The organism is Fusibacillus kribbianus, assembly GCF_030053595.1.
Classification (GTDB): domain Bacteria; phylum Bacillota; class Clostridia; order Lachnospirales; family Lachnospiraceae; genus Lientehia; species Lientehia kribbiana.
The window spans coordinates 149,850-174,890 of record NZ_JASGBQ010000001.1 but is presented as its reverse complement, the minus strand read 5'-3'; the positions used below and the strand labels follow the sequence as shown (position 1 = coordinate 174,890).

Sequence of the window (25,041 nt, the reverse complement as noted above, 5' to 3'; positions counted from 1 at the left end):
CAGGAGAGCCATGGGAGAGTATCTGGAAAACGAATATCAGATGGAAATAGAAAACCGTGTCCGCAATTTAATGTGGACCGTCAGCGGCGATTACAGTCTGGATGTGGAGCTGGATGTGGATTCTTTTCAGAAATCCAGATATATTTCGCTGTATGATGCCATTAAGCAGGGGGCCTTTGCCAGGTATTTTGACAAGGACGCCCTGGCTCTTTATGTGGTGAAAAAGTCCTTTCTCGGGGCCGATCAGATGAATCTGATGAATCTGGCCCAGATCTGCGTCGACGCGGCTGTTCACAAACGGGTGGAGGCGGAACGGAGCGGAGTGGCGGATATTCGGAAAAAAGCGTTCTCGGATCTGATCGAATTTGATTATCGGAGGCTTTCGGAATCTCTGACGGGAATGCTTAAGCTGGCCTTTTTCAAGAGGGCCCTTGACCCCGGTTACCGGACCACGAAAAAGCTCTCGGAGGCACTTTCGGCAGTGGAGGAGCTGGAGGGGGCAGCGGAGACCATGGAGCTTATACGGACCGTTGACCGGCTGTACAACAGCCTGCTGGACCAGACCTTTGAGGAACGGCAGGGGAGCCTGGAGGAGGTCCTCTCTGTGACTCTCGAGGAGCTGGCAGAGTACGGCTGGAAGGATTTTCTGAAGGAAAATGCCGAAACGGAGAGCTTCGACGATTATATGAGACGCCTTACCCAGTCGATGCTCCGGACGGAGTCCGGGGAGGAAGCAGGGCAGGAGGAGAAGGAAGAGAAGGAGCCCGGAGCGCCCCATGTGGTTCAGGTGACGGAGGAGGATCTGAAAAAGGTCTATTCCTATGTGGAGCTGAATTTCGGGAAATCCTATCTGAGCCCGCTGGAGAGCCGGCGGATGGATTACCGGCTCTGCCGGGGAGCCCACGGGGACTGCAGCCTTTATTTCACAGAGGGAATTCTGAAGAATTCCGTGAAAAACAATTACCAGTATCAGTATGCCTTAAGGCAGGCGGAGCAGAACCGGCGGGTGTATGCACAGAACCATAATCTGGCCAGGAAAAATATCACGATCCTGACGGATGTGCTGCGGCAGGCCCTTGTCCGCCGAAGCGAGACGGAATATGTGCGGGACGACCATGGCCATGTGGTTCCGAAGCTTCTGTGGAAGGTGGGAAGGACAAATGACAGGCGGCTTTTTACCAGGACCCTGAACAGAAATGCGGCGGATTTTGTGGTGGATGTGCTCATTGACGCCAGTGGGTCCCAGCGTGTCAGACAGCCCAAGGTGGCCCTTCAGGGCTACATCATCAGCCGGGCCCTGAGTAATGTGGGGATCCCTCACCGGGTCATGAGTTTCTGCAGCTTCTGGGATTATACGGTTCTTCACCGGTTCCGCGATTATGATGAGGACCGGTCGGCAGATAAAAATATCATGGAATATACCACCTCGTCCAACAACCGGGACGGTCTGGCGATCCGGGCAGCTGCGGACGGGCTTCTGAAAAGGCAGGAGGAAAACAAGGTCCTCATTGTGCTCAGTGACGGAAGGCCAAATGACATCATCGTAAACCGGCCCAACAGCAAAAATCCCAGGTCCTATGGCGGGGACTATGCGGTTAAGGATACGGCCAGGGAGGTGCGTCACGCCAGAAATATGGGGATCTCTGTACTGGGGGTTTTTGCGGGAAAAGAGATAGATCTCAATGCGGAGAAGAAAATATTCGGGAAGGATTTCGCCTATATCCGGGATATTGCAAATTTCTCCAATGTGGTGGGCACGTATCTGAAGCGGCAGCTGGATGCGGATAATCTCTGATAGCATGCAGTACGGCACAGGAAAAAAGAAGTATAATCTGCTTTTACTGGTGCATACTGGAAATGAACGAACTTTAACCCGCCGGCAGGCGGAAGACATTTATTTCCAGGAGGTTTTGTGATGGCAAAAATGAATCTTAAGGACAGTGAGACGAAGAAAAACCTGCTTCGGGCCTTTGCCGGGGAAAGCCAGGCAAGAAACCGTTATACCATTGCGGCCGGTAAGGCGAAGGAGCAGAAGCTGTATGTGGTCCAGCAGGTCTTTCTTTTTACGGCGGAACAGGAACGGGAGCACGCGGAGGTCTTTTATAAGCATCTGAAGGAACTGACCGGAGAAAATCTGGAAATCGACGGGACTTATCCCATTGAAGGCTATGACGATACTCTGAGCCTTCTCAAGGCGGCGAAGCATGATGAATATGAGGAGTATGGAACGGTATATCCGGTTTTTGCGAAGACCGCCGAGGAGGAAGGCTTCCTTTCTGTGGCGGCCAGCTTCCGGAATATTGCGGAGATTGAAAAAATCCATGGGGATCGGTTTGATCAGTTTGCCGTGCTGATGGAGAGAAACCAGCTGTTTGAGACCTCCAGGGAGATCAGCTATATGTGTTTAAGCTGCGGCTATATTTATACCGGGACCAGGGTGCCGGAAAAATGTCCCGTCTGCAGCCATGACAAGGGATATTTTGTCAGACTGGAGATGGCGCCATTTCTTTGACGGTTCTGTTTGCTTTTTGCATAAGGGTATTCTATAATGGACTGAGGTAATACGATTCATACGGAATTGATAAGGGAGAATAAGGTATGGAGCAGGGATTTATTCGAGTTGCAGCCGCCACACCGAACATTCGGGTTGCGGATCCGGAGTACAACAGAAATCAGATCGAGGAGCTTTGCCGGGCGGCGGCGGCCAGACAGGTGAAGGTCCTTGTATTTCCGGAGCTTTGTCTGACCGGTTATACCTGCAGCGATCTGTTTCTGCAGGATACGCTGCTGGCCGCGGCGAGGCGGGAGCTTTCCGTGCTGGCGGATCATACGAAGGACTGGGACATGCTGATCTTTGTGGGGCTGCCCTGGATGCGGGCCGGTCAGCTTTACAACGTGATGGCAGCGTTGAAGGACGGTCAGATCCTGGGGCTTGTTCCCAAAACGGCCATCCCCAATTATTCGGAATTTTATGAGGCAAGACATTTCAAAAGCGGAAATGAGAGCCCTGTCATGGAAAAGGTGGAGCTGGCAAGCGGAATGGTTGACTTTATTCCCATGGGCACAAAGCTTCTGTTCACCTGCATGAATATGGAGGAGCTGATCATCGGTGCGGAGGTCTGTGAGGATGTGTGGATCCCCAATCCGCCCAGCAACCGTCACGCGCTGGCAGGAGCCACGCTGATTGTCAACTCCTCGGCCAGTGATGAGACCACGGGCAAAGACATTTACCGGAGGAGTCTCATCGGCAATCAGTCGGCCAGACTGGTGTGCGGATATATCTATGCGGACGCCGGCGAGGGGGAATCCTCCACAGACCTGGTGTTTGCGGCCCATAATCTGATCTATGAGGACGGAACTCTTCTCGGAGAGTCGGCGCGGTTTAAAGGCGGTCTTCTCTGTGCTGATATGGATCTGGAAAGGATCCGCAATGAGAGACGCCGACAGACCACCTTCGGTCCCATGGATGATACAGGCTATATGAAGGTCTCCTTTGCTCTCGGAAAGGAGCCTCTGAAGCTGGAGCGTTTTGTGGACCCGGCTCCCTTTGTGCCGGGGAATAAGGAGGATCGGGACAGGCGCTGCGAGGAGATCCTTTCCATCCAGGCTATGGGCTTGAAAAAGCGTCTTGCCCACACAGGCTGCAAAAATGCGGTGGTGGGAATTTCCGGCGGCCTCGATTCCACGCTGGCTCTTCTGGTAACAGCCAGGGCCTTTGATCTTCTGGATCTTCCCAGAAGCTGTATCACGGCGGTGACCATGCCCTGCTTCGGAACCACGGACAGGACCTACACCAATGCCTGCCAGCTGACCAGGATCCTGGGGGCAAAGCTGAGAGAGGTGGATATCCGCCGGGCGGTGACCGTTCATTTTGAGGATATCGGCCATGATCCGGCTGATCATTCGGTCACCTATGAAAACAGCCAGGCCAGAGAGCGGACCCAGGTCCTTATGGATATCGCCAACAAGGGCGGCGGTATGGTGATCGGTACCGGCGACATGTCGGAGCTGGCTCTCGGATGGGCCACCTACAACGGCGATCACATGTCCATGTACGGGGTGAATGCCTCCGTCCCCAAGACGCTGGTGCGCCATCTGGTACGCTATTATGCGGATACCTGCGGGGATGAGGTCCTTAAGGGGATCCTTCTCGATATTCTGGATACCCCGGTGAGCCCGGAGCTTCTGCCGCCGGAGGACGGAAAGATTTCTCAGAAAACAGAGGATATTGTGGGGCCTTATGAGCTTCATGATTTCTTCCTTTATTACATTCTTCGGTTCGGCTACCGGCCGGCGAAGATTTACCGGCTGGCAAAGATCGCCTTCGAAGGTATTTATGAGAAGGATACCATCTTAAAATGGCTGAATACCTTCTACCGGAGATTCTTTTCCCAGCAGTTCAAGCGCTCCTGTCTGCCTGACGGGCCGAAGGTGGGAAGCGTGGCGGTTTCTCCCAGAGGAGATCTGCGGATGCCCAGTGATGCCTGTGCCAGACTGTGGCTTTCGGAAGTGGAGGCATTACAATAAATGGGCCGGATATCAAATTGTGAAAGCTGTGCAAACTATATATACGATGAGGATTATGGCTATTACGTCTGTGAGGCCAATCTGGACGAGGACGAGATGGAACGGTTTTTAAGGAGCAGCTTTTCCGACTGCCCTTACTACCAGCTGGACGACGAGTATCAGATTGTGCGGAAACAGATGTGAGCCGGAAAGGGGTACATATGGAAAACGTATTTATTATGGATCACCCGCTGATTCAGCACAAGATCTCCATGCTGAGGGATTACCAGACAGGAACCAATGAGTTCCGTAAGCTGGTGGAAGAGATCGCAGTTCTGATGGGCTATGAGGCCTTTCGGGATCTGCCCATGGAGGAGGTGGAGGTGACGACTCCCATCGAGACCTGTAAAACGCCGATGATCTCCGGAAAGAAGCTGGCGGTGGTTCCGATCCTCCGCGCCGGCCTTGGCATGGTCAACGGAATTCTGACTCTTGTGCCGTCGGCAAAGGTGGGCCATATCGGACTTTACAGAGATCCGGAGACCCATGAGCCCAGAGAGTATTACTGCAAGCTGCCGGAGTCCATCGGACAGCGTCTTGTGACGGTGGTGGATCCCATGCTGGCAACGGGCGGCTCTGCGGTGGCGGCCATTGACTTTATCAAGGAGCGGGGCGGAAAGCAGATCAAATTCCTCTGCATTATCGGCGCTCCCGAGGGAATCAAACGGCTGAGAGAGGCCCATCCCGATGTGCAGATCTACTGCGGACATGTGGACAGAGAGCTCAATGCAAATGCGTATATCTGTCCCGGTCTGGGCGATGCCGGAGACCGGATTTTCGGAACCAAGTAGGAAGGAAGTATTGCAATGTTCGGAGAATGCCACGGACATATTTTTATGAACGGCGTCAATTATAAAGAAGCTGTGGCTCGCCACAAAAACGGAGTTGACAAGGAGGTGGTACAAAACCGCCTTGCGGCTTATCGGGATGCTGGGATCACCTTCTTCAGAGAGGGCGGCGATTATCTGGGAGTGGCATCTTATGCAGCAGGGATTGCCGGGGAGTATGGGATCGATTACCGCTCCCCGGTATTTGCCATTCACAAAAAAGGCCATTACGGCAGCATTGTCGGACTGGAATATGAGACACTGCCGGAGTTTGCCGCTTTGGTGAAAAAGGCGGCGAAGGCCGGGGCGGATTTTATCAAGATCATGTTTTCGGGACTCCTGGATTTTAATACATACGGAAGGATCACGGGGACAGGTCTTCCCGGCACGGAAATGAAGGAGCTGGTTCACATTTGTCATGAAGAAGGCTTCGCGGTCATGGTTCATGTGAACCGGGCGGAAACGATCCGTGATGCCATTTTAAGCGGAGTGGACAGCATTGAACACGGCGCCTATATGGGAGAGGAGGAGCTTTCCCTTCTGGCAGAGCGGGATACGGTCTGGATCCCCACGATTTCCCCGGTGGGAAATCTGGCTGGAAAGGGGCTGTTTGATGAAACCGTGATCGCTAAGATCGTGGCAATGCAGACAGATAACGTGCGAAAGGCATTTGCCATGGGAGTCCATGTGGGCCTGGGAAGCGATGCAGGGGCTGTGACGGTTCCCCATGTGGAGGGACTTTTCAGCGAGTATGAATACCTTCTTGCCGCAGCAGACGGGGATAAACCGCGCCTCGACGGAATTCTGGAGACTTCCGAGGCGATTATCAAGGAAAAATTCCGCCGGCATTAGAAGATACGGCGTTTCAGTGACGACAGGAGCAGCAGAGGGCTGCTTAAGTGTGGAAAGAAAGCAGGAAAGGACAGATTATGGAACAGCAGGCAGCATTTAAGGAGGCTTTGGGTGAGCTTCTTCTCCTGGCAAAGGGCTCCGGACTTAAGGTGACCGAGCAGGAGATCAGAGAGTGTTTTTCGGGATGGGAGCTTTCGGAGGATCAATGGAATCTGATCTACAGTTACCTGGAACTGAATCAGATCTCGGTAGATGGGCATGACAGCGACAAGGAAAGTATTTCCTATCTGAAGGGCGGAAAGGAAGAGCGGGAAAAGGAGGCTCCTGCGAAAAAACTGACCGGTGAGGATTCCAGATGCTATCAGATGTATCTGGAGGAGCTTGCTGCCATCGAGGAGATCCGGGAGCAGGAGCTGGATATGCTTCTCGGGGCGCTGGCATCCGGCGACCGGGCGGCAAGGAACCGTCTGGCAGAGGGCCATCTTGCCCGGGTGGTGGAGCTGGCAAAGGAATACGCCGGCCGGGGCGTACTCATGGCAGACCTGGTGCAGGAGGGAAACATGGCCCTTCTCATGGCCATGGAATCCTTTGACGGCGGAGATTTCGGCGTCCATATCACAAGGGAGATCTGCAGCGCCATGGAGGCTGTCCTCGCGGAGCAGACCGGCCAGGCTGACACAGGAAGCTATCTGGCCGCCCAGGCCAATGCCATCATGAAGGCGACGGAGGAGCTTGTGGAGGAACTGGGACGGGAGGCGACTCTCGCCGAGGTGGCGAAAAAAATGAACCTCAGTGAAGATATGACGAAGGATATCATGAAGATCTCCATGGATGCCCTGTCCGTGGTGGAGGCCAACGGGACGGGCGAGTCCTTCGGGGAAGAGAAAGAATAACCATTATCCACGGAAGCTGAAAGGGGCTCTTTATGAAATGGGCTCTCCTTTTAATCCTCTCACCCGGTAATACAGCCACACGCAGGCGATTCCGGAAAGACCCAGGATGGGCAGAGAGTACATGAGCGTCTGCTCGGCGGGGCGTCCGAGAAAGGAAAAGGATACCACATTGGCGGACCAGTGAAAGAGAAAGAGGGAAAACAGGTTCTGGCAGGATTCGGCCGTATGAGCCAGCAGGATCCCCATGCAGAAGCCGTAAAGGGTCTGAGGGGCATTGCCGTGGAAGATGCCGAAGGCCAGGGCAGTGAGAAGGGCCGAGGTCAGATAGCTGAACTGCCTGCGCAGGTGAAAGAAGCCCAGTCCGCGGAAGCAGAGCTCCTCGGTGACGGGAATGATCAGGCAGACCACCAGAAAATAGATCATGGGATGGGAAGCCTCTGTGACTGTCCGGATGGTCTCAGTGGTGGGAAAAAGCTCGGGAAGCCTGGAAAGCTCCAGCAGGAGATTGAAGAAGATGGCCCCTGCGGCTCCGAGAAAAATCACATAGAAATATCCATAGACCGGAAAGGTCCGCGCAGAAGACGGAACTCCGGTCTGTTTTTTAAAGCTCAGATAAAGAAAGCCCAGGATCAGGGCGGCGAGGGAAGCACCGATACCGGAATACAGAAGGGGCAGATTCCTGTTGAGGAACAGGGCGGCAGCAGAATCTGCCTCCAGGGAAAGAAGCAGGACCTTAAAAAGACCGGCTATGAAAAACACGATCAGCTCATAGAGCAGAACGGGACAAACAAGAAAACAGAGTATGGTGAGCAGCTTTTTAAGAATCGTGTTCATGAGCTTCCTCCGAAGGCGTGATGGTTCTATCATATCGGAGAGGGAAGCGGCTGTCAACGGATGGTTTTTTGTGAAATGGCCGAATTTCTCCGATTTGCCCTGAATTTGCGACTGGGAAATTGACTTTCCGCAGAAAATGAAATATGATAGGAACGGACAACTGCCAAAATAAAATGACAAGAAAGTATGGCAGGTGTATAATGGAAAGGAGACGACATGGAGCTGTTTTCCTGTACGAAGATCAGTGATCGGGTCTGGCAGATCGAAGAGGACCACGGAGTTTTCTGTACGCTTGTGAGAGGCAGCGAACTGGCAGCGCTCATCGATACCGGGTACGGGAATCGAAATCTGCGGGCGTTTGTGGAGGCACATGTTTCCACCCCCTATCTGGTGATCAACAGTCACGGGCATCCGGATCATATCGGAGGCAACCACTGGTTTGATGTGGTGTATGCCCGGAAGGATGAGTGGGATGTCATAGAACACTTCGAGGAGCATGAAGAACGGACCTGTGAGCTTAGGGACATACAGGTGGGGAGCAGTCTTTCCCTGGGAGATGTCCATCTGGAGGTCATCTCGCTGGCAGGACACACGAAGGGCTCCATCGGGCTTCTTCTGAAGGAGGAGAAACTTCTGATCGCAGGGGATGCCCTCAATGAAGAACTATGGCTTTTCAATTACGGTGCGCTGTCCATGAGGGAGCTTTATGAGACACTGAAGGAGACCATGCAGGTGGATTTTTCCTGGTATCTCTGCGGCCACAGCAGCCGGAAGTATCCGAAGGAAAAGATAGAAGCGCATATCCGCAATATCGAAAATCTGAAGGTGGATGAGGGGACAAAGGCAGATACCATAGGCTTTGAGACTTATCGGAGCAGCTTTGAGGATGGCTGCGGGAAATCGGAGCTTGTATTCACCGCAGACCGGCTTTTGTAAGAAACAGTTTTTAATCATACATTTTATAAAACACAGGAAGGCATGGAGGTACTTATGAGCGTAAGACGTATCTATGTGGAGAAGAAAAAGCCTTTTGCCGTTCAGGCGAAGGAGCTTAAGGAGGAGATCGGCAGCTATCTGGGGATCAGCACAGTGAAAAATGTGCGTGTCCTGATCCGCTACGATGTGGAGAATCTGTCCGAGGATACTTATGAGAGATCCAGGGGAACGATTTTTTCCGAACCGCCGGTGGACATCCTTTATGAGGGCGATTTTGAGAGAAAGCCGGAGGATACGGTGTTTTCCGTAGAATATCTGCCGGGACAGTTTGACCAGCGGGCAGACTCTGCGGAGCAGTGTGTGAAGCTTTTGAATGAAAATGAGGAGCCCGTTATCCGAAGTGCAACTACCTATGTCATCGAGGGAATCCTGACGGAGGCCGAGAAGGAGGCGATCAAGGAGCACTGCATCAACCCGGTGGACAGCCGTGAGGCTTCCGAGGAGGTGCCGGAGACTCTCATTGCGAAGTTTGACGAGCCTGCTGACGTGAAGATTTTTGAGGGCTTTGCCGAGATGGAGGAGAAGGAATTCAAGGAGCTTTACGATTCCCTGAATCTGGCCATGACCTTCAAGGACTTCCTTCATATCCAGAATTATTTTAAAAATGAGGAGAAGAGAGAGCCGTCCATGACGGAGATCCGTGTGCTGGACACCTATTGGTCCGACCACTGCCGTCATACCACCTTCCAGACGGAGCTTAAGAATGTGACCTTTGGCGAGGGCGATTACAGAAAGCCCATGGAGGCCACCTATGACAGATATATGGCTGACCGGGCCGAGATCTTTAAGGGGCGGGACGACAAGTTTGTCTGCCTGATGGATCTGGCGCTGATGGCCATGAGAAAGCTGAAAAAAGAAGGCAAGCTTGCTGATCAGGAGGAATCCGACGAGATCAACGCCTGCAGTATTGTGGTGCCTGTGGAGATCGACGGTGTCACCGAGGAATGGCTGGTGAACTTCAAGAATGAGACTCACAATCATCCCACTGAGATCGAGCCCTTCGGCGGAGCTGCCACCTGCCTGGGCGGAGCCATCCGTGATCCCCTGTCTGGCCGTACCTATGTGTACCAGGCCATGCGTGTGACCGGCGCCGCCGATCCCACAGTGCCTGTTTCCCAGACCATGAAGGGCAAGCTTCCCCAGAAAAAGCTGGTCCGCGGAGCGGCCCACGGCTACAGCTCCTACGGAAACCAGATCGGTCTGGCAACCGGTTATGTAAAAGAAATCTATCATCCCAATTATGCCGCCAAGAGAATGGAGATCGGCGCAGTGATGGGGGCAGCTCCCAGACGTGCAGTGATCCGCGAGACCTCCGATCCGGGCGATATCATCATCCTGCTGGGCGGCCGTACCGGCCGTGACGGCTGCGGCGGTGCCACCGGATCCTCCAAGGTCCACACAGAAAAGTCCATTGAGACCTGCGGCGCTGAGGTACAGAAAGGAAATGCACCTACTGAGCGTAAGATCCAGAGACTGTTCCGCAGGGAAGAGGTCAGCCGGATCATCAAGAAATGCAACGATTTCGGTGCTGGCGGCGTGTCCGTAGCCATCGGCGAGCTGGCAGACGGCCTTGTCATCGATCTGGATAAGGTACCGAAGAAATACGCCGGTCTGGACGGCACGGAGATCGCCATTTCCGAGTCCCAGGAGCGTATGGCTGTGGTTGTTGACAAAAAGGATGTGGACAGGTTCCTGGCCTTTGCCAATGAGGAAAATCTGGAGGCCATTCCGGTGGCTGAGGTGACCGAGTCTCCCCGCCTTGTGATGTCCTGGAGAGGAAAGACCATTGTTGATCTGAGCAGAGCCTTCCTGGATACCAACGGTGCTCATCAGGAGACGGATGTGACTGTGAAGGTTCCCTGCAGAGCCGGAAATCCCTTTGACAAGGAACCGGTTTCCGATGTGGAAGCAAAATGGATGGAGACCATGAAGGATCTCAATGTCTGCTCCCAGAAGGGTCTGGTGGAAATGTTCGACAGCTCCATCGGCGCAGGCTCCGTATATATGCCCTACGGCGGAAAATATCAGATGACTGAGACACAGTCCATGGTGGCCAAGCTGCCGGTTCTCAAAGGAAAGACGGATACTGTTACCATGATGAGCTACGGCTTTGATCCTTACCTTTCCTCCTGGAGCCCTTACCACGGTGCTATTTATGCGGTGGTATCCTCTGTGGCGAAGATCGTGGCGGCAGGCGGCGATTACGGAAAGATCCGCTTTACCTTCCAGGAGTATTTCCGCAGAATGACAGAGGATCCGGAGCGCTGGGGCGAGCCCTTCTCCGCACTCCTCGGTGCCTACGATGCACAGCTTGGCTTCGGCCTTCCTTCCATCGGCGGCAAGGACAGTATGTCCGGTTCCTTCAACGAGCTGGATGTTCCGCCCACTCTGGTGTCCTTCGCAGTGGATGTGGCCAGCGATAAGACTGTCATCACTCCTGAGCTTAAAGAGGCAGGAAACAAGCTGGTACTCTTTACCATTGACAGAGATGAATTCGATATGCCTGTATATGGCCAGGTCATGGACCAGTACGGCAGGATCTTTGAAGATATCAAGGCCGGTAAGATCATATCCGCCTATGAGGTGGAGCGTCACGGCGTAGCTGAGGCTGTGACAAAGATGGCCTTCGGAAACCGCATGGGTGTGAAGATCGAGCACAATGTAGCTCCTGAGGATCTGTTTGCAGCAGGCTGGGGCAACATCGTGGCCGAGGTTCCTGCGGACAAGGTATCTCAGCTGTCCGGGCGCTACACCGTCATCGGTGAGGTCACTGACCGGGCTGCCATCGAATACTGCACCATGAGCATTGCTCTTGCGGATGCGCAGAAGGCCTGGGAAGCACCTCTGGAAAAGGTATTCCCCACCGTTTCCGGAGTGGAGCAGACTGAGGTAAAGAACAGCCTTTACAAAGCAGACAGCGTATATGTATGTAAGAATAAAGTGGCTAAGCCTACGGTATTTATTCCGGTATTCCCCGGCACCAACTGCGAGTATGACAGCACCAAGGCCTTTGAGCGGGCCGGCGCCAACGTGGTCACCAGGGTTCTGAAGAATATTACGGCGGAGGATATCCGCGATTCTGTGGAGATCTTTGAAAAAGCCATCTCCCAGGCGCAGATCGTTATGTTCCCCGGCGGCTTCTCTGCAGGCGATGAGCCGGAGGGCTCCGCAAAATTCTTTGCGACGGCGTTCCGGAATGCCCGCATCACCGAGGCAGTTCAGAAGCTGCTCAATGAGAGAGACGGTCTGATGCTCGGTATCTGCAACGGCTTCCAGGCACTGATCAAGCTGGGACTTGTGCCTTACGGTGAGATCCGTCAGCAGAAGGCAGATTCTCCGACCCTGACCTACAATACCATCGGACGCCACATTTCCAAGATGGTCTACACCAAGGTGGTTTCCAACAAGTCTCCCTGGCTGAGACAGGCAGAGCTTGGCGGTGTATACTGCACGCCGGCTTCCCACGGAGAGGGACGCTTTGTTGCCAACGACGAGTGGCTTGCAAAGCTCTTCGAGAACGGCCAGGTAGCCACTCAGTATGTCAATGAGTTCGGCGAGCCTACCATGGATGAGGCATGGAATCCCAACGGTTCCTACCAGGCTATCGAGGGTATTACCAGCCCCGACGGAAGGATTTACGGCAAGATGGCTCACATCGAGCGCCGGGATGATTCCGTTGCCATCAACATTTACGGAGAACAGGATCTGAAGGTCTTTGAATCCGGTGTGGAATATTTCAAATAGAAAAAGTCAGATAAAAATCGGCCGGAGGGATCGCCTCCGGCCGGTTTTGTAAATGGGAGAGTTCAGATGTTTTTTGTGAGGCCGTCCCGCTCAGCGCTCTTGAATGGTGCGGATGATCTGACGCAGGGCAGTACGGGACTCGGGAAGCAGGTCAAGCATCCAGTCGTGGACCATGCAGGGATAGGTGTACATGTGATAGGGGGCGCGTGCCTCCTTCAGGCGTTCCTTCAACAGAAGAGCATCTGCATACAGGATGTCATTGTCACCGGTCCATATGATCACTTCCGGAAGAACTTCCATGGAACCGAAGACCGGACTGATGAGCGGATCTTCCAGGGAACGGCTGCCGGCATAGAGAAGAGCTGCTTCCCGGATGCTGTCTGTCTCCAGCACCGGATCTCTGGGAGTCAGGACATTTTTGATGGAATTGCTGCCGCTGGCATCCAGGAAGGGGGAGAGCAGCAGAAGCTTTTTGGGCTTCGCAAGCCCTTTCCTTTCGGCCTGCTGGGCAAGGACCATGCAGAGATTTGCTCCGGCGGAATCCCCCATGAGAATGATGCCGTGTGGGCATCGGGACAGCAGGGTTTTATAGGTCTCCAGACAGAAGGCAAGGATCTGTCTGTGAGTGTTTTCGGGAATCAGGGGATAATCCGCCACAGCCATGGGATATCCCGAACCGGAAAGCACAGAGCTTATAAAACGCCAGTGCTTTTTCTGGAGGCCGGTGAGAAAGGCACCTCCGTGAAGATACAGAACGCAGGGCAGCTCTCCGGCTTTTTCAAAATTCATATAATAGACAGGGCGGCCGAAGCAGGCGTCTGCCTGGATCCGGTGCTTTCTTTTCATGATCTCCGGCGGTGTCATCTGGTGAAGGGAACCGTGGCTCAGGGAAGAAAGCTGTTTTTTTAAATCATTGCGGGCGTTGGTCCGCTTTTTATATTGATACGAAATGGTACTGATAATGCTGGGCATAGAAACTCCTTTCCTGCCATATGAGATTCTTTATTTATAAGCATCATAACACATATTTTTCCGCCTGTCCTCATATTTTTTGATAGCAGCGTCGGTTAACAGAGCGTATCGGCACCTGTTCACCGATACTGCGGGTCCATTTGGAAATTGGGAGGAAAACAGGTGTCGGAGAAGAAAAGAAAGACGTCCGGATACAGACGGGGAATGAATGTGCTGGAGGAAGAGAAAAAGCCCAGGCTGGCGGGACGGTTCCTGGAACAGCTGAACAGTCCTCTGATCTATATTCTGATGGTGGCTGCGGCTGTTTCCGCTCTCCTTAGAGAGTACGGGGACATGATGATCATTTTGACAGTCATCTGCCTCAATTCCTTTATCGGGGTGCTGCAGGAGGGGAAGGCAGAACGGGCACTGGAAGCGCTTAAAAAATTGTCCAGTCCCAGAGCACTTTTAAAGGAGCAGGGACGGATCATGGAGGTTCCGGCGGCAAGCCTGATTCCCGGAGATATTGTTTGTCTTGAGGCAGGAAGGCAGGTCCCGGCAGACCTGCTTTTAAAATCAGCGGTAAATCTGAAGATCGAGGAATCAGCCCTGACCGGGGAATCGGTTCCGGTGGAGAAGGATACGGGGAAGCATAACAGAGCCTACATGTCCACAAACGTCACCTACGGACGGGGAGAAGGAATGGTGACGGCCATTGGCATGGACACGGAGATCGGGAAGATCGCCGGCATGCTGAAAAACACCAGGCAGGAGAAAACGCCTCTTCAGAAGCGGCTGGCAGATCTGGGGAAAATTTTGAGTGTCGTGTCCGTGATCCTCTGCGTGGTCCTGTTCCTGATCGCAGTGCTGCAGAGGAGGAATGTCCCGGAAATGCTGATCACGGCCATTTCCCTGGCGGTGGCAGCGGTGCCGGAAGGACTTCCGGCCATTGTTACTATGGTGCTGGCCCTCAGCGTTTCACGGATGGTCCGGGTCAACACCATTGTCAAACGGCTTCCCAGCGTGGAAACGCTGGGCTGTGTCAGTGTGGTATGCTCCGATAAGACCGGTACACTGACGCAGAACAGGATGACAGTGGTTAAGTGCTTCACGGAAGGCAGAATCTGCAGGCCGGAGGTTCTGGATCCAAAGAAGAACAGCCATTTTATGAGAGGCTTTGTCCTCTGCAATGACGGGGAGCTTACCAGAGGCGGAAAAGCAAAGGAGGCGGTCCGCCTCGGGGACCCGACGGAGCTGGCCCTTCTTGACATGGCTGCAGCCCACGGGATATATCGCCATGAGCTGGAACGGAGCATGCCGAGAAGAGGGGAGATTCCCTTTGAATCGTCCAGGAAAATGATGACGACCTTTCATTCCTGCCAGGGAAGCCAGATCTCCTACACAAAGGGGTCTCCCGATGAGGTGCTGGAGCGGTGCCGGTTTCTTCTGAAAGAGGGAAGGCAGATGCCTTTGGAGCAGCGGGAGAAGAAGAAGATCCGCCGTGTTCTGGAATTGTTTTCCGGGGAGGCGCTTCGGGTCCTGGCTGTGGCCATGTATCCCGATGCGGACCGGACCAGGGAACAGGAGCTGACCTTTGTGGGACTGGCGGGAATGGCGGATCCGGTCCGCCCGGAGGCAAGGGCGGCAGTGGAGGAATTCCGGGAAGCCGGGGTGAAAACCGTCATGGTTACCGGCGACCGGGAGGATACCGCCTTTGCTATTGCAAGGGAGCTTGGCATTGCAAAAAAGGCGGAGGAGTGTATGACCGGAGAGGAGCTTTCCGGGCTGTCGGAGGAAGTTTTGAAAAAACGTCTTCCCCAGATCCGCGTATTTGCTCATGTGGCACCGGAGCACAAGGTGAGGATCGTGTCGGCATACCGGAAGGCAGGGGAGATCGTTGCCATGACAGGGGACGGAGTCAACGATGCTCCTTCTCTGAAGGCGGCTGACGTGGGGGTCGCCATGGGGTTAAACGGGACGGATGTGGCAAAAAATGCGTCGGATCTGGTGCTGACCGACGATAATTTTGCGACCATAGCAAAGGCCATTGCACTGGGAAGGGGAATCTACGAGAATATAAAAAAATCTGTGCTCTTTCTCCTGTCCTCCAATTTCGGAGAGATCATTACCATGCTGGCGGCCATTGCTCTGGGGATTCCCTCTCCTTTGAAGCCCAGCCATATCCTGTGGATCAATCTGATCACCGATTCCCTGCCGGCACTGGCTCTGGGGGTGGACCCGTCCGGAAACAGGAATTATATGAAACGGCCGCCCAGATCCAGGGAGGAAAGTCTCTTTGCCCACGGCGGCCTTGGCTGCACGGTACTGTACGGTCTGTTGATCGCGTTTATCAGCACAACGGCCTTCCTTCAGCTTCCCATCGGGCAGCTTCTCAGGGAGGGAAGTCCGGTCACGTTGCGTAATCTGGAAGGGCTGATGGCAGACCGTGTTTTACTTGGCCGTTGTCAGACCTACGCCTTTACGGTTCTGGGAATTTCCCAGCTGTTCCATGCCGTCGGCATGCGGGATGTGGAGACTTCTGTTTTCCGGATGAAGCATTTCAACAACAGGCTGATGCTGCTGGCCTTTTTTGTGGGATTTTCCCTTCAGCTTCTGGTGACGGAGATTCCGTATTTTATCGGCATTTTCGGAACCTGTCACCTGGAGCTTTCTGAATGGCTGATGCTCACTGTTCTCTCGGCCATGCCTCTGTTTGCCCACGAGCTTCTGGTCCTCTTTGAAAGGTGACGAAACCGGACAGTTCGTTTTTATGCTTCTCAATTTATGCTTGAAATGAATAAGTGAAAAGGGTATGATTAATTGTGTGCGAAAGAAATTACAGTACAAATGGAGGCAGGATATGGAGATACGGTATGCGGCTCTGATCGGTCTGGGGGCCATGGGCTCCTTCTTTGCACCGAGGATGGAGGCAAAACTCGGCCGGGATCATTTTCGGGTGGTGGCGTCGGGGGCAAGAAAGGAACGTCTGGAGACGAAGGGTGTCACCATCAACGGCGTGAATTATAAGTTTTCTGTCCGGACACCGGAGGAGGAAGGGCCAAAGGCAGATCTGATCATTATGGCCATGAAGGATATGGGACTTTTGCAGGCGATCGAGGATATCCGGAACTTGGTCGGAGAGCATACACAGATCCTCTGTGTGATGAACGGTATCGAAAGTGAGGAGAAGGTGGCCGCCGCCTATGGCTGGGATCATGTGCTCTATTCCTATATGCGGATGTCCATTGTGATGAAGGATGGGGTGGCCGATTTTGACCCCAACTGGGGAACCGTGCACTTCGGCGAGGCGAAAAACGAGACGCTGACCGCAAGGACACAGATGGTGCGGGACTTTTTTGAGGCCTGCGGTATTCCTTACGTGATCGATGAGGATATGAAGCGGGGGATCTGGTTCAAGTTCATGTGCAACGTGGGAGAAAATATGACCTGCGCTCTTCTGGGAATCCCTTTCGGAGCCTTCCGCACCAGCGATTCTGCCAACGAGCTGCGCCGGGCAGCTATGCGGGAGGTCATGGCCATTGCCAATCGGCTGGGGGTTGACCTGAGTGAACAGGATATCGAGGCTCAGGAAAAGACTGTGAAGAACATTCCTTATGGGAATAAGCCTTCGACCCTCCAGGATCTGGAAGCGAAAAAGAAGACCGAGGTGGAGCTTTTTGCCGGCACCGTAGTGCGGCTGGGAAAGAAGCTGGGGATTCCGACACCTCTTTGTTACGTGTTTTATCATGGCATCCGCGTGTACGAGGAAAAAAATACCGGGGAATTTGATCCCCGATGAAAACAGGAGGAGAAAAATGGCTTGTCTGACAGTCAGTAAAGAAGATGAGAGACGAGTGAAGGCGCTGGGGTTTCTGAGCAATAAGGGTACCGATGATTTTTCAGGCCGTGTGATCACGGTCAATGGAAAAATTACTGCGGCTCAGACGAAATGCATCGCCGAGGCGGCGGAAAAATTCGGCAATGGTAATGTGACCTTTACTACCCGTATGACCGTGGAGGTCCAGGGAATCCCCTATGAAAAAATCGAAGAGTTTCGTGCTTATATAGCACGGGAGGGACTGGTGACCGGCGGTACGGGAGCAAAGGTTCGCCCTGTCGTATCCTGCAAGGGAACCACCTGCCAGTACGGACTCATCGATACCTTCGCCCTTTCGGAGGAGATCCATCACCGGTTCTTTGAGGGCTATGGCGATGTGAAGCTTCCTCACAAATTCAAGATCGCTGTGGGCGGATGCCCCAACAACTGTGTAAAGCCAAATCTGAATGACGTGGGAATCATCGGTCAGTGCGTCCCTGCGTTTGATGAAGAGAAGTGCAAGGGCTGTAAAAAGTGTGCTGTGGCAGCAGTATGTCCGGTAAAGGCCTGTGAAGTGGTGGACGGAAAGCTGAAGATCGATGAGGAAGCCTGTATCCATTGCGGACGGTGCAGGGACAAGTGCTATTTTGGCGCAACGACGGAAGGCGTGCGTGGTTATAAGATTTATATCGGCGGCAGATGGGGAAAGAAGATTTCTCACGGCAGGGCGCTGGGCAAGGTGTTCACCAGCAAAGAGGAAGCTCTGGATGTGATGGAAAAAGCGATGCTTCTTTTCCGTGATAAGGGAAATCCAGGCGAGCGTTTTGCAGAGACCATCGACCGGCTCGGCTTTGAAAATGTGGAGAAAGAGCTGATCGGATAACAGAAAACCCCTGATTCTGTCAGATCCTTCGGTGATCCGGACAATATCAGGGGCTTTTCCATCCTGGAGACAACAGGGCTCGAACCTGCGACCTTCTACACGTCAAGCAGACGCTCTCCCAGCTGAGCTATGTCTCCGTTACTAAGAGTATAGCGGAAAACAGACAAAAAAGCAAGCACTAAAAAGGTTGTGTTTTCCAATAAAAAACAGTATACTGGATGAAACAAAGGGAATCAACAAAGGACGGAAAATAAGAAGCTTCATGTGGAAGGTGAGAAGGCATGACCAGAAAAGAAATTGTTGTGTTGATGGATCAGCTGAAAACAGTGTTTGATGTGGTGCGTCTGGTCGACGCGGATGTGACAGCACAGATAACCTTTGATGAGGAGGGAAATCCGGTATCGGCTCCCTATCAATGCTATGCTTATTGGAACAGGGAAAGGCGCTGCGCCAACTGTATCTCTGCGAAAGCCCTTTTGAAAAAAGGCAAGGTGATGAAATTTGAATTCATCGGCCAGGAGGTCTATTATGTCATCGGCATGTATATGGAGGTGGACGGCACACCGTATGTGCTGGAACTGCTGTCGAAGATCATGGATGACACCATACTGGGGAAGATGGATAAACAGGAGCTGACAGAGACCCTTGCCAATTTCAACGAACGGCTTTATATGGACTCGCTGACACGGGCCTATAACCGAAGATACTATGAGGAGCAGCTGCGCGGTCTGGATTACGATGCCATTGCCATGCTGGACATGGATGATTTCAAGAAGATCAATGATACTTACGGACATCAGACAGGAGACGCGGTGCTTCGCATGGTGGTGGATACCATCCTTTCCTGCGTACGGGGGACCGATGCGGTGGTGCGTTACGGCGGAGATGAGTTTGTGGTGGTGTTCTGGAATATTCCGAAGGAAGTGTTTGCTATGAGACTGGAGGTGATCCGGTCTGCGGTGGAACGGCTTCGCCTGCCGGATCATCCCGATGCCCGGCTTTCCGTCAGCATCGGCGGGGTATACTGTATGGATGAGGGCAGCGAAGACGCTCTGTTGGAAGCGGACCGGCTACTGTATGTCGCAAAGCATGAAAAGAACAGTGTTCAGATAAAATGACAGTCTTGTAAATAACTCTTGTTCCCGGCGGTTTGGGATACTTCGGTGTCCCATTACCGCCGGGATTGTCTATATACTCAAATCCAGCGGGATTTCACAGGCTCCGTTGGCGGTATTTTCCCAATGTTCTCTTTCCTATTTTTTTCTTTCCCGGCCCTTGTACAGAAGGGGGCCAGATGGTAAAATGAAAACAAGGAGGATGTGCCGATGAACGAAATTTTATATCGATTGATGGACTGGCCGGAGATTGAGGCTGTCGTGTATTCTGAATGTCAGGAGCCGGCGGCGATACTCGGCCCGCATATGACAGATGATGGGGTTCTGATCCAGACGTTTCTGCCCACAGCTGAGGCGGTTACGGTGGTCTTGAATGGAACAGGAAAAACATATGATATGGAACAGGTGGACGAGGAGGGCTTTTTCGCTGCGCTGGTTCCGGGGAAAAAGCTGCCGGACTATGTACTGGATGTGACCTGGGACAACGGCGTGAAGCAGAGGCTGGAGGATCCTTACCGGTTCCCGTCGACCTTTACGGAATCGGATTTTAAACGGTTTGCAGCCGGGATCCATTATGAGATTTATGAAAAGCTGGGAGCGCATCCCACCGTTCTGAACGGAGTGCCCGGAGTGGTCTTTGCCGTATGGGCGCCCAATGCCATTCGGGTCAGCGTAGTCGGCGATTTCAATCTCTGGGACGGCAGGCGTCATCAGATGCAGAGGCTGGGAGATTCCGGGATCTACGAGCTTTTTATTCCGGAGCTTTCCTGCGGAGAATTATATAAGTATGAAGTGAAATTCAAAGGGGGAAATACCTGCCTGAAGGCAGACCCCTATGGAAGCTATGCAGAGCTCCGTCCGGCGACGGCCTCGGTCGTGTTCGACCTGGGGCAGTATGTCTGGAACGATGAAGCCTGGATGGCAGAAAAACAAAAGCAGCTTGCAGACGGCGCTCTGACCGGAGGACCCATGAATATTTACGAGGTCCATCTCGGCTCCTGGAAGCGTCCGGAAGCGGAGCAGGAAGAGGCCGCTGCTGAGAACAAAGAGGACGCAGCCGGGACAGAAGGGGAAGCAAACGAGGAAAGCAAAGAAGGCGGACAGAAGGAGCTTAAGAATCCTTTCTGCAGCTACCGGGAGATTGCGCCTCAGCTGGCGGCTTACGCAAAAGAGATGGGATATACCCATGTGGAGCTGATGCCTGTGATGGAGCATCCGCTGGATGAATCCTGGGGCTATCAGGTGACCGGTTATTATGCTCCCACCAGCCGCTACGGCACACCGGATGATTTCCGCTTTTTCATGGATACCATGCATCAGGCAGGAATCGGCGTGATCCTTGACTGGGTGCCCGCCCACTTCCCGAGAGATACCTTCGGCCTGGCAAACTTTGACGGGACAGGCCTTTATGAGCACCGGGATCCCAGACAGGGAGCCCATCCCCACTGGGGGACTCTGATCTTCAATTACGGAAGACCGCAGGTGTCCAATTTCCTCATTGCCAATGCTCTTTACTGGGCGAAGGAATTCCATGCCGACGGTATCCGCATGGATGCAGTGGCTTCCATGCTCTATCTGGATTACGGAAAGAACGACGGGGAATGGATCCCCAACATGTACGGCGGCAATGAGAATCTGGAAGCGCTGGAGATGCTTCGCCATCTGAATTCTATTTTCAAGAAGAAGGCGGTTCCCACTGTGCTCATCGCAGAGGAGTCCACCGCATGGCCCAGAATCACCGGAAACGTGGAGGACGGTGCCGTCGGCTTCGATTACAAATGGAATATGGGATGGATGAATGACTTCCTGGGCTATATGCAGTGCGACCCGCTGTATCGGACCTATCATTATGGGGAAATGACCTTCAGCATGATCTATGCCTACAGCGAACGGTTTATCCTGGTGCTGTCCCACGACGAGGTCGTTCACGGCAAGGGCTCCATGGTAGGCAAGATGCCGGGAGAAACCTTTGAGCTTAAATTTGCCAATGTCCGGGCTGCCTACGGCTTTATGATGCTCCATCCGGGCAGAAAGCTTCTGTTCATGGGGCAGGAATTCGGCCAGATGGATGAGTGGAACGAAAAGGAAGGACTGCAGTGGTATCTGCTGGAGTATAAGATCCATAAGGAGCTTCAGAATTATGTGAAGGATCTCAACCGGCTTTATCTGGAAAGTCCTGCACTCTGGGCGCTGGATGATGAGCCGGAGGGCTTTGAGTGGATCGATTGTACCAATGCAAAAGAAAACATTGCTGTATTTTTGAGAAAGGGAGAGAAGCCGGAGGATACCCTTCTTGTGGTCTGCAACTTTGTTCCGGTGGCCCATGAGGAATATCAGGTGGGCGTTCCCTTCCCGGGCAAGTATAAAGAGATCTTAAACAGTGACGCGGAAGCTTACGGCGGCACGGGCTTCGTGAATCCCAGGGTGAAGCAGTCCAGGGCGGCAGAGTGCGATGAGCGGGAGAATTCGATCATCATGCGGGTGGCGCCCCTCGGCATCCAGGTGTTCAAATACATTCCGGTTCTGGAAAAGGTAAAGGGAAATGCAGCCGCAAAGAAAAAACCCCGGGCAAAAAAATCCAGGGGAAAGACGGCCGGAGTGGAAAAAGTCAGAAAAGCAATGATGGAGGAATCGTAACCTATGTTGATGTTGCATGAGGAGGAGACTGTTGCCGATGTGGCGGAGGCGGTGAAGCAGATACAGAGCACCTACCAGAGCCAGTTTCAGGAGTTCCTGGACGGCCTTCCGGTGAAAGCGCTGGTCTTTGGCATCAAGGCTTTAACTGCACTTTTGCTGTTTTTGATCGGCAGAAAGCTGATCCGGATACTCACCAGACTGACCGAGCGGTCCATGGAACGGGCCGGGGCGGAGATCACCGTGAGAAAGTTCGTCAAATACCTGGTGCGGGCTGTCGGTTATGTTTTCCTGGCTATTGTGATCCTGGGCATTGCAGGGGTGCAGCCTACGGCGTTTGCCACAGTGGCAAGCTCGGTTACGGTGGCGCTTGGCCTTGCTCTGCAGGGAAGTCTGGCGAATTTCGCCGGAGGTCTTCTGATCCTTATGATGAAGCCCTTTAAGGTGGGAGATTATATCATTGAGGACAGCCACAAAAATGAAGGTACGGTCAAGAGTATCGGACTCGTTTATACAGAGATCGTGACTCTGGACAACCGCATGGTGGTGATCCCCAACGGAACGCTGGCCAACAGCAGCATGACAAATGTGACCGCTCAGGAGCAGCGGTTTCTGGAACTGAAGGTGGGGATCTCTTACGAAGCAGATCTGAAAAAGGCCAAGGAGATCCTGAAAACGCTCATGGAGGAGGAGCCCCTTGTGCTTCACGAGAAGGAGCATTTTGTGTTTGTCTCCAGCCTGGATGACAGCGCGGTGACCCTGGGCTGCCGTCTTTGGGTGAAAACTCCGGATTACTGGAAATGTAAATGGAATCTGACGGAGCAGATCAAGCTGGCCTTTGACGAGGCGGGGGTGGAGATCCCCTACGGCCAGCTGGATGTGCATATCCGTCAGGAATAACAGGGAGGGAGCACCTTCTTTGCGGATAATGGAAATCTGTGGAGAGGGGGCTCCTTTCTGCGTGCAAAATCTGCTTGCAAACACCGGCAGGAGTGTGCTAATATAGGGAAATGTGAAAATGCAGTGAATGTTCTGCAAATGAATGACAGAGAAGAAGAGAAAGCAGGAAAAAGCATGAAGACAACCAGAGAAGATGTAAGAAACATTGCAATCATTGCCCATGTCGATCATGGCAAGACTACGCTGGTGGACGAGCTTTTAAAACAGAGCGGCGTATTCCGGGCAAATCAGGAGGTTGTGGAGCGTGTCATGGACTCCAACGACATTGAGCGGGAGAGAGGCATCACGATCCTGTCCAAGAATACGGCGGTCACCTATAAAGGAACGAAGATCAACATCATTGACACCCCCGGCCATGCCGATTTCGGCGGCGAGGTGGAGCGTGTCCTCAAGATGGTCAACGGTGTGATCCTGGTGGTGGATGCCTTTGAGGGAGCCATGCCCCAGACAAAGTTTGTACTGCAGAAAGCTCTGGAGCTGGATCTTTCTGTGATCGTCTGCATTAATAAGATCGACAGACCGGAGGCCAGACCGGATGAGGTCATCGACGAGGTACTGGAGCTTCTTCTGGAGCTGGATGCCTCCGATGAGCAGCTTGACTGCCCGTTTATTTTTGCGTCGGCCAAGGGCGGCTATGCGGTGAAAAATCTGGATGATGAAAAGAAGGATATGAAGCCGCTGTTTGATACGATACTGGAACACATTCCGGCGCCTGAGGGAGATCCGGATGCAGATACCCAGATTCTCATCAGCACCATTGATTATAATGAATATGTGGGCCGGATCGGTGTGGGAAAGGTGGACAACGGCTCCATCCGGGTCAACCAGGAGGTTGTCCTTGTGAACCACCATGATCCGGACAAGTTCAAGAAGGTGAAGGTCAGCCGTCTTTATGAATTCGACGGCCTTGAAAAGGTGGAAGTGGCTGAGGCCGGCATCGGCTCCATCGTGGCAATTTCCGGTATTGCCGATCTGCACATCGGCGACACGCTGTGTTCTCCGGAGAACCCGCAGCCCATTCCTTTCCAGAAGATTTCCGAGCCCACCATTGCCATGCATTTTATGGTAAATGACAGTCCCCTTGCAGGAACTGAGGGCAAATATGTGACCTCCCGCCACATCCGTGACAGGCTGTTTAAGGAGCTGAACACCGATGTCAGCCTCCGGGTGGAGGAGACAGAGGATGCCGACCGGTTCAAGGTTTCCGGCAGAGGCGAGCTGCATCTCTCCGTTTTGATCGAGAATATGCGCCGGGAAGGCTATGAATTTGCGGTAAGCAAGGCAGAGGTTATTTACAAGCAGGATGAGAAGGGCAGAAAGCTGGAGCCCATGGAGCTGGTATATATTGACGTTCCCGATGAATTTTCCGGTACGGTCATTCAGAAGCTTTCTCTCCGAAAGGGCGAGCTCCAGGGAATGTCCCCTTCCGGAACCGGCTATACCCGTATGGAATTTTCCATTCCGTCCAGAGGACTGATCGGTTACCGGGGTGATTTCCTGACGGATACCAAGGGCAACGGAGTTATGAATCAGCTGTTTGACGGCTATGCGCCCTATAAGGGGGATATTCAGTACCGCCGCCAGGGCTCTCTCATTGCCTTTGAGGACGGAGAAAGCGTCACTTACGGTCTGTTCAATGCACAGGAGAGAGGAAATCTCTTTATCGGACCCGGCGAAAAGGTTTACGCCGGTATGGTGGTCGGCTCCAGTCCCAAGACGGAGGATATCGAGGTCAATGTCTGCAAGACAAAGCATCTGACCAATACCCGTTCCTCCGGTTCCGATGATGCGCTGAAGCTGGTGCCTCCTGTGATCATGAGCCTGGAGCAGGCTCTGGACTTTATCGATGCCGATGAGCTTCTGGAGGTGACTCCGGAGCACCTGCGTCTGAGAAAGAAGATTCTGGATTCCAGAATGAGAAAGCGTGCATCCATTAATAAATAATTGAGCATGTTTGTGTGGGAGGTAT

General features: G+C 53.2%; 18 protein-coding genes and 1 tRNA gene. 16 read left to right on the top strand and 3 right to left on the bottom strand.

Going from position 1 to position 25,041, the window contains the following annotated elements; translation table 11 throughout:
* The first annotated feature begins 10 nt into the window (after positions 1 to 10).
* From QJ036_RS00830 to QJ036_RS00800, 7 genes are all read left to right on the top strand, one after another.
* Positions 11 to 1,795, top strand: coding sequence for a cobaltochelatase CobT-related protein (locus QJ036_RS00830; protein ID WP_283229530.1), 1,785 nt, complete (start codon positions 11 to 13; stop codon positions 1,793 to 1,795).
* Positions 1,796 to 1,915: 120 nt separating this feature from the next.
* A complete protein-coding gene (gene rbr, locus QJ036_RS00825; protein WP_283229529.1) occupies positions 1,916 to 2,512 on the top strand; it encodes a rubrerythrin in 597 nt (198 codons plus the stop codon).
* 86 nt (positions 2,513 to 2,598) lie between these two features.
* Positions 2,599 to 4,527 (top strand): NAD(+) synthase, encoded by a 1,929-nt coding sequence (locus tag QJ036_RS00820; RefSeq protein ID WP_283229528.1) that lies wholly within the window; start codon positions 2,599 to 2,601, stop codon positions 4,525 to 4,527.
* Positions 4,528 to 4,710 (top strand): DUF6472 family protein, encoded by a 183-nt coding sequence (locus QJ036_RS00815; protein WP_283229527.1) that lies wholly within the window; start codon positions 4,528 to 4,530, stop codon positions 4,708 to 4,710.
* Between the two features lie 17 nt (positions 4,711 to 4,727).
* A complete protein-coding gene (gene upp, locus QJ036_RS00810; RefSeq protein WP_283229526.1) occupies positions 4,728 to 5,357 on the top strand; it encodes a uracil phosphoribosyltransferase in 630 nt (209 codons plus the stop codon).
* A 15-nt stretch (positions 5,358 to 5,372) separates the two neighbouring features.
* Complete coding sequence (locus QJ036_RS00805) at positions 5,373 to 6,245, top strand: amidohydrolase family protein (RefSeq protein ID WP_283229525.1); 873 nt, start codon at positions 5,373 to 5,375, stop codon at positions 6,243 to 6,245.
* Between the two features lie 77 nt (positions 6,246 to 6,322).
* Positions 6,323 to 7,138 carry a sigma-70 domain-containing protein gene (locus QJ036_RS00800; protein ID WP_283229524.1) on the top strand — a complete coding sequence of 272 codons (816 nt, stop codon included), beginning with the start codon at positions 6,323 to 6,325 and terminating at the stop codon, positions 7,136 to 7,138.
* A 30-nt stretch (positions 7,139 to 7,168) separates the two neighbouring features.
* On the opposite strand, the gene QJ036_RS00795 is transcribed toward QJ036_RS00800, so the two are convergent.
* Entirely contained in the window at positions 7,169 to 7,972 is an 804-nt protein-coding gene (locus QJ036_RS00795; RefSeq protein ID WP_283229523.1) for a CPBP family intramembrane glutamic endopeptidase, read from the bottom strand.
* A gap of 216 nt (positions 7,973 to 8,188) precedes the next feature.
* On the opposite strand from QJ036_RS00795, the gene QJ036_RS00790 reads away from it, so the two are divergent.
* Entirely contained in the window at positions 8,189 to 8,908 is a 720-nt protein-coding gene (locus QJ036_RS00790) for an MBL fold metallo-hydrolase (protein ID WP_283229522.1), read from the top strand.
* 54 nt (positions 8,909 to 8,962) lie between these two features.
* Positions 8,963 to 12,712, top strand: coding sequence for a phosphoribosylformylglycinamidine synthase (locus tag QJ036_RS00785; protein ID WP_283229521.1), 3,750 nt, complete (start codon positions 8,963 to 8,965; stop codon positions 12,710 to 12,712).
* A 90-nt stretch (positions 12,713 to 12,802) separates the two neighbouring features.
* Here the strand turns inward: QJ036_RS00785 and QJ036_RS00780 are convergent, their stop codons facing one another.
* Entirely contained in the window at positions 12,803 to 13,684 is an 882-nt protein-coding gene (locus tag QJ036_RS00780) for an alpha/beta hydrolase (RefSeq protein WP_283229520.1), read from the bottom strand.
* Positions 13,685 to 13,846: 162 nt separating this feature from the next.
* Between QJ036_RS00780 and QJ036_RS00775 the strand changes: the two genes are divergently transcribed.
* The 3 genes from QJ036_RS00775 to QJ036_RS00765 all read left to right on the top strand — a co-directional run bounded on the left by QJ036_RS00775 (position 13,847) and on the right by QJ036_RS00765 (position 18,363).
* Positions 13,847 to 16,411, top strand: a complete 2,565-nt coding sequence (locus tag QJ036_RS00775; RefSeq protein ID WP_331487451.1) for a cation-translocating P-type ATPase — start codon at positions 13,847 to 13,849, stop codon at positions 16,409 to 16,411.
* A 112-nt stretch (positions 16,412 to 16,523) separates the two neighbouring features.
* Positions 16,524 to 17,462: a ketopantoate reductase family protein gene (locus QJ036_RS00770; protein ID WP_283229519.1), complete on the top strand. Its 939-nt coding sequence runs from the start codon at positions 16,524 to 16,526 to the stop codon at positions 17,460 to 17,462.
* 16 nt (positions 17,463 to 17,478) lie between these two features.
* Positions 17,479 to 18,363: a 4Fe-4S dicluster domain-containing protein gene (locus QJ036_RS00765; protein WP_283229518.1), complete on the top strand. Its 885-nt coding sequence runs from the start codon at positions 17,479 to 17,481 to the stop codon at positions 18,361 to 18,363.
* A gap of 64 nt (positions 18,364 to 18,427) precedes the next feature.
* Here the strand turns inward: QJ036_RS00765 and QJ036_RS00760 are convergent.
* A tRNA-Val gene (locus QJ036_RS00760) sits at positions 18,428 to 18,500 on the bottom strand.
* 144 nt (positions 18,501 to 18,644) lie between these two features.
* On the opposite strand from QJ036_RS00760, the gene QJ036_RS00755 reads away from it, so the two are divergent.
* The 4 genes from QJ036_RS00755 (at position 18,645) to typA (ending at position 25,016) form a co-directional block, all read left to right on the top strand.
* A complete protein-coding gene (locus QJ036_RS00755; protein ID WP_283229517.1) occupies positions 18,645 to 19,481 on the top strand; it encodes a GGDEF domain-containing protein in 837 nt (278 codons plus the stop codon).
* Between the two features lie 207 nt (positions 19,482 to 19,688).
* Positions 19,689 to 22,115, top strand: a complete 2,427-nt coding sequence (gene glgB, locus QJ036_RS00750; protein WP_283229516.1) for a 1,4-alpha-glucan branching protein GlgB — start codon at positions 19,689 to 19,691, stop codon at positions 22,113 to 22,115.
* A 3-nt stretch (positions 22,116 to 22,118) separates the two neighbouring features.
* Positions 22,119 to 23,012: a mechanosensitive ion channel family protein gene (locus QJ036_RS00745; RefSeq protein ID WP_283229515.1), complete on the top strand. Its 894-nt coding sequence runs from the start codon at positions 22,119 to 22,121 to the stop codon at positions 23,010 to 23,012.
* Positions 23,013 to 23,186: 174 nt separating this feature from the next.
* Complete coding sequence (gene typA / locus QJ036_RS00740; protein ID WP_283229514.1) at positions 23,187 to 25,016, top strand: translational GTPase TypA; 1,830 nt, start codon at positions 23,187 to 23,189, stop codon at positions 25,014 to 25,016.
* Positions 25,017 to 25,041 lie beyond the last annotated feature (25 nt).

What these genes read in the sequence shown, in the direction of transcription:
- QJ036_RS00830 (WP_283229530.1), top strand. Translation starts at nt 11, where the DNA reads ATGGGAGAGTATCTGGAAAACGAATATCAGATGGAAATAGAAAACCGT.
- rbr (WP_283229529.1), top strand. Translation starts at nt 1,916, where the DNA reads ATGGCAAAAATGAATCTTAAGGACAGTGAGACGAAGAAAAACCTGCTT.
- QJ036_RS00820 (WP_283229528.1), top strand. Translation starts at nt 2,599, where the DNA reads ATGGAGCAGGGATTTATTCGAGTTGCAGCCGCCACACCGAACATTCGG.
- QJ036_RS00815 (WP_283229527.1), top strand. Translation starts at nt 4,528, where the DNA reads ATGGGCCGGATATCAAATTGTGAAAGCTGTGCAAACTATATATACGAT.
- upp (WP_283229526.1), top strand. Translation starts at nt 4,728, where the DNA reads ATGGAAAACGTATTTATTATGGATCACCCGCTGATTCAGCACAAGATC.
- QJ036_RS00805 (WP_283229525.1), top strand. Translation starts at nt 5,373, where the DNA reads ATGTTCGGAGAATGCCACGGACATATTTTTATGAACGGCGTCAATTAT.
- QJ036_RS00800 (WP_283229524.1), top strand. Translation starts at nt 6,323, where the DNA reads ATGGAACAGCAGGCAGCATTTAAGGAGGCTTTGGGTGAGCTTCTTCTC.
- QJ036_RS00795 (WP_283229523.1), bottom strand. Translation starts at nt 7,972, where the DNA reads ATGAACACGATTCTTAAAAAGCTGCTCACCATACTCTGTTTTCTTGTT.
- QJ036_RS00790 (WP_283229522.1), top strand. Translation starts at nt 8,189, where the DNA reads ATGGAGCTGTTTTCCTGTACGAAGATCAGTGATCGGGTCTGGCAGATC.
- QJ036_RS00785 (WP_283229521.1), top strand. Translation starts at nt 8,963, where the DNA reads ATGAGCGTAAGACGTATCTATGTGGAGAAGAAAAAGCCTTTTGCCGTT.
- QJ036_RS00780 (WP_283229520.1), bottom strand. Translation starts at nt 13,684, where the DNA reads ATGCCCAGCATTATCAGTACCATTTCGTATCAATATAAAAAGCGGACC.
- QJ036_RS00770 (WP_283229519.1), top strand. Translation starts at nt 16,524, where the DNA reads ATGGAGATACGGTATGCGGCTCTGATCGGTCTGGGGGCCATGGGCTCC.
- QJ036_RS00765 (WP_283229518.1), top strand. Translation starts at nt 17,479, where the DNA reads ATGGCTTGTCTGACAGTCAGTAAAGAAGATGAGAGACGAGTGAAGGCG.
- QJ036_RS00755 (WP_283229517.1), top strand. Translation starts at nt 18,645, where the DNA reads ATGACCAGAAAAGAAATTGTTGTGTTGATGGATCAGCTGAAAACAGTG.
- glgB (WP_283229516.1), top strand. Translation starts at nt 19,689, where the DNA reads ATGAACGAAATTTTATATCGATTGATGGACTGGCCGGAGATTGAGGCT.
- QJ036_RS00745 (WP_283229515.1), top strand. Translation starts at nt 22,119, where the DNA reads ATGTTGATGTTGCATGAGGAGGAGACTGTTGCCGATGTGGCGGAGGCG.
- typA (WP_283229514.1), top strand. Translation starts at nt 23,187, where the DNA reads ATGAAGACAACCAGAGAAGATGTAAGAAACATTGCAATCATTGCCCAT.